General features: G+C 61.5%; 13 protein-coding genes. 7 read left to right on the forward strand and 6 right to left on the reverse strand.

The genetic code is table 11. The features are described from left to right. Window positions 1-110 precede the first annotated feature (110 nt). The 3 genes from J2X24_RS07355 to flbT all read right to left on the reverse strand — a co-directional run bounded on the left by J2X24_RS07355 (window position 111) and on the right by flbT (window position 2,007). Window positions 111-944 (reverse strand): flagellin, encoded by an 834-nt coding sequence (locus J2X24_RS07355; protein ID WP_245344520.1) that lies wholly within the window; start codon window positions 942-944, stop codon window positions 111-113. 294 nt (window positions 945-1,238) lie between these two features. After that, a complete protein-coding gene (flaF, locus tag J2X24_RS07360) occupies window positions 1,239-1,607 on the reverse strand; it encodes a flagellar biosynthesis regulator FlaF (RefSeq protein WP_209718883.1) in 369 nt (122 codons plus the stop codon). Between the two features lies 1 nt (window position 1,608). Then, window positions 1,609-2,007, reverse strand: coding sequence for a flagellar biosynthesis repressor FlbT (gene flbT, locus J2X24_RS07365; RefSeq protein WP_209718886.1), 399 nt, complete (start codon window positions 2,005-2,007; stop codon window positions 1,609-1,611). Between the two features lie 213 nt (window positions 2,008-2,220). Here flbT and J2X24_RS07370 point away from each other — a divergent pair, with 213 nt between their 5' ends. Both J2X24_RS07370 and J2X24_RS07375 read left to right on the forward strand, forming a co-directional pair. Continuing rightward, entirely contained in the window at window positions 2,221-4,137 is a 1,917-nt protein-coding gene (locus tag J2X24_RS07370) for a tetratricopeptide repeat protein (protein WP_245344521.1), read from the forward strand. Further along, window positions 4,130-5,665, forward strand: a complete 1,536-nt coding sequence (locus J2X24_RS07375; protein WP_209718887.1) for a tetratricopeptide repeat protein — start codon at window positions 4,130-4,132, stop codon at window positions 5,663-5,665. Before J2X24_RS07370 ends, J2X24_RS07375 begins: the two co-directional genes overlap by 8 nt. Window positions 5,666-5,671: 6 nt before the next feature. Here the strand turns inward: J2X24_RS07375 and J2X24_RS07380 are convergent, their stop codons facing one another. Continuing rightward, on the reverse strand, window positions 5,672-6,493 hold the full coding sequence (locus J2X24_RS07380) for a universal stress protein (protein WP_209718890.1): 822 nt from the start codon (window positions 6,491-6,493) through the stop codon (window positions 5,672-5,674). A gap of 103 nt (window positions 6,494-6,596) precedes the next feature. Between J2X24_RS07380 and J2X24_RS07385 the strand changes: the two genes are divergently transcribed. Both J2X24_RS07385 and J2X24_RS07390 read left to right on the forward strand, forming a co-directional pair. Continuing rightward, window positions 6,597-7,229: an HD family hydrolase gene (locus tag J2X24_RS07385; protein ID WP_245344522.1), complete on the forward strand. Its 633-nt coding sequence runs from the start codon at window positions 6,597-6,599 to the stop codon at window positions 7,227-7,229. A 1-nt stretch (window position 7,230) separates the two neighbouring features. Then, window positions 7,231-8,166 (forward strand): NUDIX hydrolase, encoded by a 936-nt coding sequence (locus J2X24_RS07390; protein ID WP_209718893.1) that lies wholly within the window; start codon window positions 7,231-7,233, stop codon window positions 8,164-8,166. Between the two features lie 185 nt (window positions 8,167-8,351). On the opposite strand, the gene J2X24_RS07395 is transcribed toward J2X24_RS07390, so the two are convergent. Further along, window positions 8,352-9,617, reverse strand: coding sequence for a dicarboxylate/amino acid:cation symporter (locus J2X24_RS07395; protein WP_209718896.1), 1,266 nt, complete (start codon window positions 9,615-9,617; stop codon window positions 8,352-8,354). Between the two features lie 138 nt (window positions 9,618-9,755). On the opposite strand from J2X24_RS07395, the gene J2X24_RS07400 reads away from it, so the two are divergent. After that, window positions 9,756-10,739 carry a glycoside hydrolase family protein gene (locus J2X24_RS07400; protein WP_209718899.1) on the forward strand — a complete coding sequence of 328 codons (984 nt, stop codon included), beginning with the start codon at window positions 9,756-9,758 and terminating at the stop codon, window positions 10,737-10,739. A gap of 49 nt (window positions 10,740-10,788) precedes the next feature. Next, window positions 10,789-11,889, forward strand: a complete 1,101-nt coding sequence (aroC, locus tag J2X24_RS07405; RefSeq protein ID WP_209718902.1) for a chorismate synthase — start codon at window positions 10,789-10,791, stop codon at window positions 11,887-11,889. 190 nt (window positions 11,890-12,079) lie between these two features. Here the strand turns inward: aroC and J2X24_RS07410 are convergent, their stop codons facing one another. Continuing rightward, window positions 12,080-12,898, reverse strand: coding sequence for an outer membrane protein (locus tag J2X24_RS07410; protein WP_209718905.1), 819 nt, complete (start codon window positions 12,896-12,898; stop codon window positions 12,080-12,082). A 214-nt stretch (window positions 12,899-13,112) separates the two neighbouring features. On the opposite strand from J2X24_RS07410, the gene J2X24_RS07415 reads away from it, so the two are divergent. Continuing rightward, window positions 13,113-13,826: a pirin family protein gene (locus J2X24_RS07415; protein WP_209718908.1), complete on the forward strand. Its 714-nt coding sequence runs from the start codon at window positions 13,113-13,115 to the stop codon at window positions 13,824-13,826. Window positions 13,827-13,882 lie beyond the last annotated feature (56 nt).

The raw sequence follows: 13,882 nt of genomic DNA on the forward strand, positions 1-13,882 counted from the left end.
GCTTTTTGCCCTTTTGGCCAACACAAAAACCCGCCACGGAATCCACCTCCGGACGGACAAAATGAGGCCGGGAAGAGGTCCACAAGGGCCCCCTTCCCGGCAATTTACCTCTAACCCTGGAACAGGCTGAGTGCGGTCTGCGGCGCCTGGTTGGCGATCGACAGAGCCTGCACACCCAGTTGCTGCTTGGTCTGCAGCGCCTGGAGCAGAGCACTTTCCTTGGCCATGTCGGCATCGACGATGTTGCCGATACCTGCCTGGATCGAGTCCTGCAGCTTGGTGATGAAGGTTGCGTGCGCCTCGACGGCCTTGGCCGCAGTCCCAAGCTTTGCCAGGGCCGCCGACACATTGTTGATCGACGCGTCGATCGTGGTCAGCAGGGCACCGGCCGAAGACGGGGTCGTGAACGCAGCAGAAGCACTGAGCGTGACAATACCGTCATCAAGACTCAGGGTCTGCGCCAGGACCGTCAGCACGGACGTGCCGTCGGCATTGGCGAGAATCTGCAGACCACCAGCGATGCTGCCATCCAGCAGGTTGATGCCGTTGAACTTCGCATTGGCGACCGTCTTGGTGATCTGGTCGCGCAAAGCCCCAAAGTCGGTGTTCAGAGCAGACCGGCTGGTCGTGTCCAGCGACGTATCCGAAGCCGCGAGCGCCTTCTCCTTCATCTGAGTGAGCATGTCCGAAACGCTTTCGCCCGCCGACATCGCCACGTCCACTGCGGACGTGCCTCTGTTCAACGAGTCCATAACCGCATTCAACGATTGCACCGTGGACCTTTGCGTCTGCGCGATGGCGTAAGACGCTCCGTTATCCTTGGCACTCGCGACCTTCAGGCCGGTCGATATGCGGTTTTGGGTTTCCTGCAGCTTCGAACTGGTCGAGTTGAGGTTTTGCAGCGCCACCATGGCGCCAATGTTCGTATTGACCGAAGTAAGCATCGGCATTCCTTTCCATTCTGGACGGGGATTTAAGGACTTTTGTCCCAAAAGCCATTTTGGCTTACCCAAACCAAAGCAAGCCGGATGCCAGAAGCGCCGCACGCAACAAATTATTTACCATGTTGAAAAGGAAGGTTTTTTTTCACCTTTCCCACACGGTGAGATCGCAACCCCCTTTGATAAGGCAGCAGGTTTTGACGGCAAATCCTGCACGCCCGGCAATTTTAACCCCCCCAGACGCAGAAAGCCCGGGCATGCCTGCCCGGGCTTTCTGTCAGATCGGAATGAAGGCGGTTAGCTTGCCTGCTCTTCGCTCTGCGGCGCCAACCCCTGCATGATGATGCGGTTGATCTCGATCAGCGGCGCGATCTCTTCCTGGTTACGCATGACAAGCGAAGTGTGCTTGTTCACCCAGATCGACAAGGAAATGATGTTGGCGCGCACCTGATCGGGCAAGCCATTGCCGTCGATCGAGCAGTCCGCCGCCAAGACCGACCACATGCGGCGATTCCAATCGAGCGCATCCATGCGCTCACGGATCATCGAGCGGTCCATCTTCTCGGCCTCCATCAGGGCACGCGTGACCTGGCCAAAAAGACGGTATTCCGTCTGCCGCGGATTTTCCGCGCGGGCAGCGGTTGTCTGATACGCCTTAAGAGACATGTTACTCAGGCTTCCTTCCAAGACGCTCGTCTTCGTATTCTATGAGTTTACGTGCGCCCATCAGCGCCTTGTAATATTCCTGAACCATTATGCTCTTCGAGATGGATACGCACTCAGCCAGCACCAGCGGGTTGGAAATGACGCCCATGAATTCCGTCATGCGGCGCAGAAATTCGTCGTAGTATTTGTCGGCTCCGGCCTCGTCGAGATACATCATCATGACCGGGAAGTAGACGTGACGGGCCGGCGAGTTAACCTCCTCGACCTGCATGATGTCCTTTTCGCGCAGCACCGACGCCTTGTTTTGCAGGACAAGCGAACAACGCCTGTCGCCGTTCTGCACAACGGCGCCATTGAGGACGAAGCGCTCCCCAGGCTTCAGCGACAATTTCAAAGGCATTGCTTTTCCTTCGTATTTCAAGCGCTCGCATTGGGCAGCAAGCAAGCGGCTTTATGCACCTATAACCCACCCCGAGTTAACGCGAGGTTTCGTCATCAAGCAATATGCCGTCATGACGCGGGAATTAAGGTTAATGACCTGCGCATTCTTTAAGGAGTATTAAGCGAATCTCGGTTTAAAAATTGGTCAGATACTCCGAGGAAGATCAACCGCATGCCCAAACCCTTCTCCAAGCCCAGCCGGCCAGGCGTAAAATCCGGCGCCAAGCCGGCCCACGCCCTTATGGTCAACAAGCCGGCCTTCAAGCTGGACCTGCCTGATGCAGACGGCACGCTCGCTGTGTCCGAAACCATCGCCCTGCACGGTGTGGCATTCGACGAACGCAAGCCCTTCAACGTGGCCGCGCAGATCATGGGCGATTCCGCCTCCACCGAAGCACTGCGCATTCTTAATGAGCAGACGGCGCATATCAAGAAGTTCGAAACCCTTACCCTTCTGCGCGAGGCCCTGGTACGATTCAAGGCGGCGGACTGGTCTGGCGGCGGGCAGTTGGCGCTCAAGGCGCTGCATGTCGACGAAAAGTGTGGCGAAGCGTGGCACATCCTGGCCATCGCACGCGAAAAGTGCGCCGACCTGCCGACGGCTCTGACCTGCTATGAAACCGCCCTGCGCCTTACGCCCGACAATCCTTACATCGCCAACGACCTTGGCCGCCTCTCCTATCGCCTCGGCATACTGGATATGGCCCAGAAGTTCTTCCTGTTTTTCCTCGAAAGGATGCCCAGCCACGGCGAGGCCATCAACAATCTGGCCAGTGTCCTGCGTGAAGAAAGCAAGTTTGAAGAAGCGATCGAAATCCTTCGCCTGGCGATCAACAACACGCCCAATGATCCCCAGTTGTGGAACGCTCTGGGCACTGTGGTGAACGGCCAGGGTGACGTCGATAACGCCACCATCTTCTATCGGGAAGCCTTGCGTCACGATCCCAACAACTGCCACGCCCTTTATAACCTGGCCGGCCTGGTGTCATTCACGGAACATCCAAGCGTGGCCCTCGAGCTGCACATGAAGGCGCTGCCGAAGTTCGCCGATCCGGAAAATGCCCACACCTGCCGGCTGGCCATCGCCTTCTGCTACATGCATATGCGCGACTACGAAAACGCGTGGAAATGGTACGCGGCGCGGAACGAAGACCAGACGATCGATAAAATATACTACCTGATCGACCGGCCGCGCTGGACGCTGGGCGATCACCTTCGCGGCAAGCGTATTTTCGTTTCGGCGGAACAGGGGCTGGGCGACGAAGTCATGTTCGCCACCATCCTGCCCGAGCTGATCGAAGAGGTCGGCCCCGAAGGTCATGTCAGCATCGGTGTTGAATCGCGTCTTGTCCCGCTCTTCCAGCGCTCCTTCCCGAACTGCACGGTTTTCCGGCACCACACCACCAAGCATCACACCAAGACTGTGCGCATTTTCCCGGATGTCACCAACTGGAGCGACTACGACTATTACGGCATCATGGGCGACTTCCTGGCGCGCTACCGCCGCCGGCCGGAAGACTTCGACGGCACCCGCGCCTTCCTCACCCCCGATCCTGAGCGGATCGCCCATTGGAAAGGCGTGCTGAACGCCCTCAACGACAAGCCCAAGATCGGCGTCCTGTGGAAGTCGGCCGTCAAGCATGCCCGTCGCGACCGCTATTACTCGCCGTTCGAGCAATGGAAGGACGTCCTGAGCGTCGAAGGCGTCCAGATCGTCAACTTGCAATACGGCGATACCAGCCAGGAGTTGGCCGAGGCCGAGGCCATGGGCCTGGACATCTGGACCCCGCCGGGCATCGATCTGAAAAAGGACCTCGATGACCTGTCCGCCCTGTGCGCAGCGCTGGATTGCGTGATGGGTCCTGCCAACGCCACCAGCAACATCGCCGGCGCCGCAGGAACGCTGGTCTGGATGATGACACCACGTCACTCGTGGAACTGCATGGGACTGGACCGCTGGCCCTGGTATCCATCGAGCCGTATCTTCCTGACGTCAAACCTGAGCGACTGGTCGGCGCCCATGACCGAAATGCGCAACGCCCTGATCGAAACATTCGTCGGCAAGGCGCCGAAGGCCCAGGTTGCCTAAGGGCCAGGCCGAAGCAACCGAATGGCTCCGTCGCGCCGCCCGCCTGCAGGCGGCACAGGACCTGCCGGCGGCCTTCGACGCCTACCAGCAGGCGCTTAGCCTGGCGCCGGACTCCGCCGAGATCGTCCATCACCTGGCCGACCTCGCCTTCCGCCTGACGCAGTGGGACGTCGCCGAAAAGCTCTACGCCCATCTCTGCGCGCGCGATGGCGCGGATGTGACGGCGCTGACCGGCTATGCCGCCGCGCTGCGCGAACAGGGCCGCTATGACGACGCCATCGAACTCCTGAAATCCGCCCTGGACCTGCAGCCGCAGGCGGCCGGCCTGTGGGAGGGATTAGGCAGCGTCATGATGAGCCGGAAGGACCGCGACCTTGCGCTGGTCTTTTTCGACGAAGCCTTACGGCTTGATCCGGACAACCTGCCCGCCCTGTTCAACCGCGGCTACGTCCGGAGCGAAAAAGGCGACCTCAAGGGCGGACTGGCCGACATCAGCGCCTGCGCCCGGCGTTTCAAGGATACCGGCAACCAGCGAAGCGCCGAACTGACGTGCGCCCAGTTTTCGATGGCAATGGGCGACCTGACCGCCGGCTGGCAGTGGTATGAGGCGCGCCATATGCGCGGCACGAACCGCGAAGTCGATTACCGGTTGAAGCTGCCGCACTGGAAAGCCGGGCAAGCCCTTGCCGGCAAGCGCCTGTTCGTCAGCGCCGAACAGGGATTGGGAGACGAGGTTCTCTATGCCTCGCTGCTGCCGGACCTGGTCGCCGAGGTGGGTGAGGACCGGCTTGGCATCGGCGTTGAGCCGCGGCTGGTGCCGCTGTTCCAACGCAGCTTTCCCAATGCCACGGTCGTCGCCCACCGGACGCAGACGGTCGACGGCCGCATTCGCCGCGATTTCCCCGATCTCGATCAGAAGGCCTTCGATCTTTGGGCGCTGATGGGCGACTTCCTGGCGAGCCACAGGGGCGCCGTTCGCGACTTTCCGCGCAATCCCGCCTTCCTGACGCCCGACCCGGTGCGCGTCGCGCATTGGCGCGGCTACCTGTCCACCCTGAACGGCCTGCCCAAGGTCGGGGTGATGTGGAAGAGCCTTAAGTCCAGCTCCGTCCGCGACGGGGCGTTTTCGCCTTTTGAAGAATGGCGGGGCGTCCTGTCGACACCAGGTATCCAGTTTATAAACCTGCAGTACGGCGACACCCGGGCAGAGCTGGATGCCGCCCGCGCGGCGGGCCTGGACATCCATACGCCCGCGGGCATCGACCTCAAGCAGGATCTCGACGACGTGGCGGCATTATGTGTCGCGCTTGACCTGGTCGTCGGTCCGCCGACCGCCACCACCAATATCGCCGCCGCCTGCGGCACGCCGATCTGGCTGATACTGCCGCCCAATCCGTGGCTGGCGCTGGGTCAGTCCTACTATCCCTGGTATCCACGCTCTCAGCTGTTCACCGCACCGGCTACGGACGACTGGGCGCCGACCATGGCGTCGATCGCGGAGAGCCTGCAGGCGATGGCGCTGACCTGACTTTGCTCAGTGCGCCATATAGAGGTTGATCGAGGTGTTCTGCAGCAGGTGCCGCGTCGTCCCACCAAAGGCGAATTCCCGCAGGCGCGAGCGGCCATAGGCACCCGCGACCATGTAGTCGGCGCCGTGGCGTTCGCAGGCATCGGCCAGCTGGGTGTGGATTTCGCCCTTTGGGAAAGAGTCGATCTGCGCCGCTATGCCGTGGGCGGCATAGTAGCTGGCCAGCCGGTCGAGATGGGCCGGACTGTCGCCCACGGGGGCTCCGACCACCACCACCTTCGCCGCCTTCTTCAGCAACGGAACGGCACGGCGCGCGGCGCGCGATGACGGCTCCTTGCCATCCCAGGCGACGACGGCCGTGCCCGCGACATTCAACGGCTGGCGCGCCACGAAGACGCCGGCGCGTTCCTCCATCAACACCTGCTGGAAGGCTTCGGACAGCATACCCTGCCCCTTGGCACTGGTCTCGCCGAAGACGACGAGATCGGACAGCCGCGTTTCCTCCGCCAGGTCCTGCCAGACCGGCGATTCCAGGGCCGAGAAGACCTTCTTGGCATAGCCGGTCGTCGCGAACTGGGCGCGCGCCGCCAGTTCGGATTCCTCTGAAGCCGCCTTGAGCGTATCGAGCGTCGACATCTGGACCGTGCCCATGAAACCTTCGCCCAGCCACGGCGACAGTTCCGCCGGATCGGCCGGCGCGAACAGCACGTTCAGTTCGGCTTCGAAGGCTTCGGCGATGCGCGCGGCGATATCGAGCGCCATGCCCTCATTGGTGTGGCCGCTGACCGGAATTGTGACCCGTGACCAGGCCTGACCTGTTGCCGGCATGGCTTCCTCCGTCAATTTCTGTGTAAAGCGCGGGAATCATCGGACATGCGCTTATCCGTCCTATAGGATATACCGTTCGCGATAAAATGCCGATGTGACAAATATGGCCGACAGTTCCCGCCCCGCCTCCAGACGTAAAGTCGCCAAGCCCCCCGCGCCGCGCGCCTGGCAGCGCATGCTGTCCGGCCGCAGGCTGGACCTGCTCGATCCGCACGCCATCGATATCGAGATCGACGACATTGCCCTGGGGCTTTCGCGCGTCGCCCGCTGGAACGGCCAGACGCTTGGCGAGCATGGCTTTTCCGTCGCCCAGCACTCTCTGATCGTCGAGGAAATCAGCGCCCACATCGATCCGGCACTTAGCCCTGCGCAACGGTTGATCGCGCTTTTGCACGACGCGCCGGAGTATGTCATCGGCGATATGATCTCGCCGTTCAAGGCCGCGCTCGGCCTCGATTACAAGCGCTTCGAAAGCCATCTGGAACATGCCATCCATATCCGCTTCGGCCTGCCGCCGACCATCCCGGCGGCGCTCAAGAAGCTGATCAAGCAGGCCGACCATGCCTGTGCCTATTTCGAGGCGACGCAACTGGTCGGGTTCAGCGAAGCCGAGGCGCTTCAGTTCTTCGGCGAGCCGCCCGAGGGCTATCATCTCAACATTGATCCATTGCCGGGCCAGGAGGCGCGCGAACGCTTTGTGGCGCGGTTCGAGGCCCTGATGAAGCAGGTGAAGTAGGATGGCGCTGACGATCGAGCTTTCGGCCGTCGTCGTCACGGTCAAGGACAATGAGGCCTTCGTCCTGTGCCGCAACCTCCCGCGCCACGCGCCCAATGATCCCGCCCATGCCCTGCCGTCGGGCCTGTTCGTGCCGCGCAGCCAGCGCACCTTCGACCTGGCGCTGCGCGCCTTCGTGCGCGAACAGACCGGGTTCGATATCGGCTATGTCGAACAGCTCTACAGTTTCGGCGACCTCGATCGCGAAACCGTCCTGCCCGAAGCCCAGGGCGCCGACCATATCGTCTCTATCGGCTACCTGGCCCTGACCGCCAATCGCGACTTCCAGGCGCGCTTCGACGCCTCGTGGGTGCCGTTCAAGGCTTTTTTTCCGTGGGAAGATTGGCGCGGAGACATTAACCCTGTCAAAGGCTTGCGGAAATGTCTCGATGCGTGGTGTCAAGATGGCGACGATCGTGTCACGCGCCAGCGCCGGGTCGAAACCCTGTTTCCGGAGGACTTCGACCACTGGAACGAAGAGCGCGTGCTCGACCGCTATGAGTTGCTCTACAGCGCCGGCCTGATCGGTGAAGCGCGGCGCGTCAAGGGCGATGGCAGCCCCGATGCTCCGACCGGCCAGCCCATGGCCTCGGACCACCGCCGCATCGCCGCCACGGGCCTGTCGCGCCTCCGCGGAAAGCTGAAATACCGGCCGGTGATCTTCGAACTGATGCCCGAGCGGTTTACGCTGCTGGAGCTTCAGAGGTCGCTGGAGGCGCTCTCGGGCGTGAAGCTGCACAAGCAGAACTTCCGCCGCGCTCTGGAACGCACGGGCTTTGTCCAGCCTTTGGGCGTCATGCGCGACGATACCGGCGGCCGGCCGGCCGAGCTCTACCGCTACGACCGCGAACAATTCCGCTTCAGTCCGTCGCTGGGCTTGAGCTTGCCGCGCGCGTGACCGCCTTGGTTTAGCCCCGCCCACCACTCGCTCCCGCTCGTGGTCCCCCCTCCCCATAAATGGGGAGGGCGTGATGCTAACCTCCAGATTGCGTAACGACTGGAGGCGAAATAGATATATCTTCGCCCTCCCCATTTATGGGGAGGGGGGACCGCCGAAGGCGGTGGGCGGGGCTAAGCGACGTTTCAACCTGCCAAGCTTTTGGCCGATCCAGTCAACAATGGAGAGCCCGCCTCGATCAACCCGTTCTCACGCGACACCAGGGTCGGTACAAGGATCTGGCTGGTGACATTGGTGGCGGTGCGCATCATGTCGAGGATACGGTCGATGGCGGCCAGAAGCGCGATCCCTTCCAGCGGCAGGCCCGCCGCCGACAGGGTCACGGTCAGCATGACCGTCGCCACGCCTGGGACACCGGCGGTCGCCAGCGAGCCCAGGATCGAGCTCAGGGCAATGATGACATAATGCGAGGTCGTCAGTTCGATACCGAAATAGTTGGCGATAAACACCGACGAGATCGCCGGGTAGATGGCGCCACAGCCGTCCATCTTCATATTGGCGCCCAGCGGCAAGGCAAAACCGGCATACGACGATGGCAGCTTGAGATTATCGACCGCGACCTGAAGCGATACGGGCAATGTGCCGATCGACGAACAGGTGAAAAAGGCCGTCTGCTGGGCGGTGAAGATGCCCTTGTAGAATCCCGTCACACGCAGGCCATGCAGCTTCAGCAAGGTCGGATAGACGATAAAGATCAGCGTCAAACAACCAAGATAGACCAGGCCGATATAGGGGATAAGCGGCCGCAGCGACTCCAGGCCGTGCGAGGCCACCACCGAGCCGATCAGGCCGAAAACACCGATCGGCGTCAGTTGGATGATCCAGCGCGTCAACTTGAACATGACCTGAGAGCCCTGTTCAACAAGCGTGCTTAACTCCCTGGTTTTCTGCCCTAAAGCGCCGAGCGCGGCGCCGACCAGGATAGCGAACAGGACGATGCTCAGCACCTTGCCCTCGGCAAAGCTCTGGAAGATGTTCGACGGCACGATACCGGTCACGACCTCGACCGGCGTCGGGATGTCCTTCACGGGTTGCGCTTCGAACGGTAGGTGGGCAATGCCTTGGCCCGGCTGGAAGTAGATGCCGATGGCCAGGCCGATCGACACCGCGATCGCGGACGTAACCATGAACCAGCCGATCGTATAGACGCCCAACCGCACGGCGCGCCCGCCGCCGGAATCCTCGCTGTGGCCCAGCCGCGCGATCGAGGCCGCGATGGTAAAAAAGACCAGCGGCGCGACCAGCATCTTGATCGCCTTGACGAAGGTGTTGCCGATCGGGTCGAGCACCGGCAAGGCCGCCTCGCCCCAAATGAGCGCAACCGCGATCCCCGCCGCAAAGGCGATGACCGTCTTGAGCCAGAAAGGCACCTTGCCGAGAGCTTTGAGCATGAGGATGCTTTCGCGTGAAACCAGTCGTACAGATATGGGCCCACTGCGCTCCGTTTACACACGAATAAAATTGTGTCGTCAGGTGAACGCGGCTAAATCTGGCTAAATGTCCTACAATTAAAACGACAGGGAAATAACATGCGTGCCGCCGCTCTTACCCTCTGCCTCAGCGTCCTCGCCGGTTCGGTCTGCGCCGAAACAGCCCCGAAACCGCTCTATCGCGACCCGGTCCACGACGGCGCTGCCGATGCGTCAATCATGTACGACAAGGCAAACAAGACCTGGCGCATGTTCTACACCAACCGCCGCGCCGACCTGAAACTGCCCGATCCGAAGGATGTTGCCTGGGTGCACGGCACGGCCATCGGCGTCGCGACTTCAAAGGATGGCCAGAGCTGGACCTATTCCGGCACGGCCAAAATCCCAACCGAATGCACCGGCGAAACCCTTTGGGCGCCGGAACTGCAAAAATTCGGCGACACCTATCATATGTGGCTGACCGTCGTGCCGGGCGTCTTTTCCAACTGGAACGGCAGCCGGACCATCGTGCACCTGACCAGCAAGGACCTCGACAGCTGGACGTGCGGCGACACGCTCGACCTCGGCTCCGACCGCGTCATCGACGCGAGCGTCGTCAAGCTGAAAAGCGGCTATCGCCTGTGGTTCAAGGACGAACGCAAAGGCAGCCGCCTGTTTGCCGCCGACAGCCCGGACCTTGTCCACTGGACACGCCAGACAACACCGGTCGTCGATATCGCCGCCGAAGGCCCCAAGGTCTTCAAGTTCAAGGGCAAGTACTGGATGATCGCCGACGCCTGGAAGGGCCTGATCGTGCTGTCGTCGAAGGATACGCAGACCTGGGCTTTGCAGGACGAACGCCTGCTGGAAACACCCGGCGTTGCGCCGACCGACGACGCCAAGGGCCAGCATCCGGACGTCGTCGTCAATAATGGACGCGCCTTTATCTACTACTTCGTCCACCAGTCCGAAGCGCCCGAGGCGAAGACCGATCCCTACTACCATCAGCGCACCGTGCTTCAGGTCGCGGAGCTAAAATACGTGAATGGCAAACTCACCGTCGATCGCAATGCCAAGGTTGACGCGAGGCTCATTGCACCCTGAGACGTTCTGGTTTAAGCGAACGCCTAAATAGAACAACGCGATAAACTTCATGTCTCACAACACCTTCGGTCATCTCTTCCGAGTCACTACCTGGGGCGAAAGCCACGGTCCGGCGCTGGGCTGCGTCATCGACGGCTGCCCTCCCGGCATACCCCTGTCGGAAGAAGATATCCAGTGGGCCATGGACCGCCGCAAGCCGGGCGGCTCGCGCTTCGTCACCCAGCGCCGCGAAGCCGATGAGGCCAAGATCCTGTCCGGCGTGTTCGAAGGCGTCACCACCGGCACGCCGATCTCGATCCTGATCGAAAACACCGACCAGCGCTCCAAGGACTACGGCGAGATCGCGCGCCAGTTCCGTCCCGGTCATGCCGACTACACCTATTTCGCCAAGTACGGCGTACGCGACTATCGCGGCGGCGGCCGGTCCAGCGCGCGCGAGACCGCCGCGCGCGTCGCCGCGGGCGCGGTGGCGCTGAAGGTGCTCAAGACGTTGGTCGGCCAGATCGAGGTGCGCGGCGCACTCGTGCAACTCGGCAAGCACCGTGTCGATCGCAGCAACTGGGACTGGTCAACCGTTGATCAGAACCCATTCTTCTCGCCCGATGCGGCCGGCGTGCCCATGTGGGAAGACTATCTCGACGGCATCCGTAAGGCCGGCTCGTCGATCGGCGCGGTCGTTGAAGTCCAGGCCGAGGGCGTGCCCGCCGGCTGGGGCGCGCCTCTGTATGGCAAGCTCGACTCCGAACTGGCCTCGGCGCTGATGAGCATCAATGCCGTCAAGGGCGTCGAGATCGGCGAAGGTTTCGGCGCCGCCGAACTGTCGGGCGAGGAAAACGCCGACGAGATGCGCATGGGGCCTGACGGTCCGGAATTCCGCTCAAACCACGCCGGCGGTATCCTCGGCGGCATTTCGACCGGCCAGACGGTCGTCGCGCGAATGGCGCTCAAGCCCACCTCCTCCATCCTGACCAAGCGCGACTCAATCGACCTTGAGGGCAAGGAGGTCGAACTGATGACCAAGGGCCGTCACGACCCGTGCGTGGGCATCCGCGCGGTGCCGGTCGCCGAAGCCATGATGTCGTGCGTCCTGCTCGACGCCTATCTCCGCCACCGGGGTCAGACCGGCGGCGGAGTTCATCAAATAGGCTAAAGCCGCATGATGATATAAAGTCCCCCTTCCGTCCGCTTCGCGTCCACCTTCCCCGTAAACGGGGAAGGAACTATGGGCTTTATTTTCCTTCCCCGTTTACAGGGAAGGTGTCGCGGCGCCTGCGCCGTGACGGAAGGGGGAACTTTGAGCATCAAATCACGCGTTCAATTTAAACGCATCACACTCAATTCTACATGCCGAAGCGATAGCTGACGACGACCCGAACCGAGTGGTTATCGAAAGTATCGCTGCTGCGGATCATGTCCGTGCCAGCGGGATTGACGATGCGGAATGGGTTTGTGAGCCCAGCCGAGCCCGGCCCGACCGCGACGACATAGTCCTCGTCCTTCAGCGACGTGTAGAGATATTCGACACCGACCGACCAGTCGCCCATTCCCTTTTCAACGCCTGCACCAAGCTGATAGCCATCGCCGTTGCTGCCGCCCATCGGCGTGAAGCTGTTGGCTGTATTGGTGGTGTCGTATACGCGATTGATCTCGGCGCGAGCGACGCCGGCGGTGGCGTAGGTCAACCAGTCATTCATGGCATAGCCGAGACGGCCGCGCAGGGCAGCGACGCTGTCGACATCGCGGCGGAAGTGATAGGCGGCCGGCGTCGTCGAAAAGCCGGTAACGCTGTCGCTCAAATCCGTCAGTTCGATTTCACCGACGATACCGTAAACCCAGTTGCCGGCCTGCCAGTCATAGCCGAGCCTTGCGCCGAAGGCCGGCGTATTTTCATCGTCGTCGCAGCCGGCCGCGGCATTATTGCCTTTCGGGGAGCCCGCGCAGAAACCAGGCGAAAAAGCGTTGGCGGGCGCCGACGTATTGACCGTATCGCCATAGGTGCCGTCGCGATTGGTGTCGAACAGCAAGGTTTCATCCTCGTCTTCGGCCAGGGTTGAGTAACCAAAGTGGTGAGCGATGTAGGGACCGCTCCAGTCTTGGGCGGTGGCAGGAACGGCGGTTGCGAGAGCCGCGGCGGAAGCGGCAAGCAGAAGCGTTTTCATGGATATTTCCAGTATTATGTGCGTTTGGGGAGGGTATGGGAACGCGATACTGCTGCGACCTACGACTGGCGCTGGAGCCTGGATTTGCTTATAGATTCAAAGGCGATCACGTTTCGCGCGAGCAGGCTCAACACGCCTATTGTAATTAATACAGTTACACTTATATAGACCTCAACACCGCGCATACAGACATGCGCCGAGAGGAGCGTTTCCAATGATCGACAAGAGAGCTTTCAATACCCTGGGTGGCGCCAACCACGGCTGGTTGAACGCCAAGCACCACTTCTCTTTCGCCAGCTATTACGATCCGGCGCGCATGGGCTGGGGGTCGATCCGCGTTTGGAACGATGACGAAATCGCGCCGGATTCGGGCTTCCCCCCTCACCCGCACGACAATATGGAAATCATCACCTATGTCCGCGAAGGCGCCATCACCCACCAGGACTCGCTCGGCAACCAGGGCCGGACCGAAGCCGGCGACGTCCAGGTGATGTCGGCCGGCACGGGCATCCGCCATGCCGAATACAATGTCGAACCCGGCAAAACGACCCTGTTCCAGATCTGGATCATCCCGTCCGAGCGCGGCGCCCCGCCCAGTTGGGGCGCCAAGCCCTTCCCCAAGGGCGACCGCTCCGGCAAGTTCGTGGCGCTGGCTTCAGGCTTTCCCGACGATAACGACGCCCTGCCGATCCGCACCCCGGCCCGGCTGCTGGGCGCGACGCTTCTGAAGGACCAGTCGGAAAGCTATACGCCGGTGACGGCGCCCAATGGCGAAAGCCGCCACCTCTATCTGGTTGTCGCCAAAGGCAAGGTCAGCGTCAATGGCGTCGAGCTGAATGAGCGCGACGGCGCCGCCATCAAGGACGAAGCCTCGCTCGACATCCGGGCTTTGGAAGACGCCGAAGTGGTCCTGCTCGACGCGGCGTAAGGCGCAAGACATCGCAAAAGGTGTCTTTTGAAACGTGTCTTTCGTGCACTCGACGT

Origin of the sequence: Asticcacaulis solisilvae (assembly GCF_017875235.1) — a bacterium.
GTDB classification, from domain to species: domain Bacteria; phylum Pseudomonadota; class Alphaproteobacteria; order Caulobacterales; family Caulobacteraceae; genus Asticcacaulis; species Asticcacaulis solisilvae_A.

Bases quoted from the DNA above. Each gene is read 5' to 3' on its own strand.
- J2X24_RS07355 (WP_245344520.1), bottom strand. From the start codon at position 944: ATGCTTACTTCGGTCAATACGAACATTGGCGCCATGGTGGCGCTGCAA.
- flaF (WP_209718883.1), bottom strand. From the start codon at position 1,607: ATGTCTCTTAAGGCGTATCAGACAACCGCTGCCCGCGCGGAAAATCCG.
- flbT (WP_209718886.1), bottom strand. From the start codon at position 2,007: ATGCCTTTGAAATTGTCGCTGAAGCCTGGGGAGCGCTTCGTCCTCAAT.
- J2X24_RS07370 (WP_245344521.1), top strand. From the start codon at position 2,221: ATGCCCAAACCCTTCTCCAAGCCCAGCCGGCCAGGCGTAAAATCCGGC.
- J2X24_RS07380 (WP_209718890.1), bottom strand. From the start codon at position 6,493: ATGCCGGCAACAGGTCAGGCCTGGTCACGGGTCACAATTCCGGTCAGC.
- J2X24_RS07385 (WP_245344522.1), top strand. From the start codon at position 6,597: ATGGCCGACAGTTCCCGCCCCGCCTCCAGACGTAAAGTCGCCAAGCCC.
- J2X24_RS07390 (WP_209718893.1), top strand. From the start codon at position 7,231: ATGGCGCTGACGATCGAGCTTTCGGCCGTCGTCGTCACGGTCAAGGAC.
- J2X24_RS07395 (WP_209718896.1), bottom strand. From the start codon at position 9,617: ATGCTCAAAGCTCTCGGCAAGGTGCCTTTCTGGCTCAAGACGGTCATC.
- J2X24_RS07400 (WP_209718899.1), top strand. From the start codon at position 9,756: ATGCGTGCCGCCGCTCTTACCCTCTGCCTCAGCGTCCTCGCCGGTTCG.
- aroC (WP_209718902.1), top strand. From the start codon at position 10,789: ATGTCTCACAACACCTTCGGTCATCTCTTCCGAGTCACTACCTGGGGC.
- J2X24_RS07410 (WP_209718905.1), bottom strand. From the start codon at position 12,898: ATGAAAACGCTTCTGCTTGCCGCTTCCGCCGCGGCTCTCGCAACCGCC.
- J2X24_RS07415 (WP_209718908.1), top strand. From the start codon at position 13,113: ATGATCGACAAGAGAGCTTTCAATACCCTGGGTGGCGCCAACCACGGC.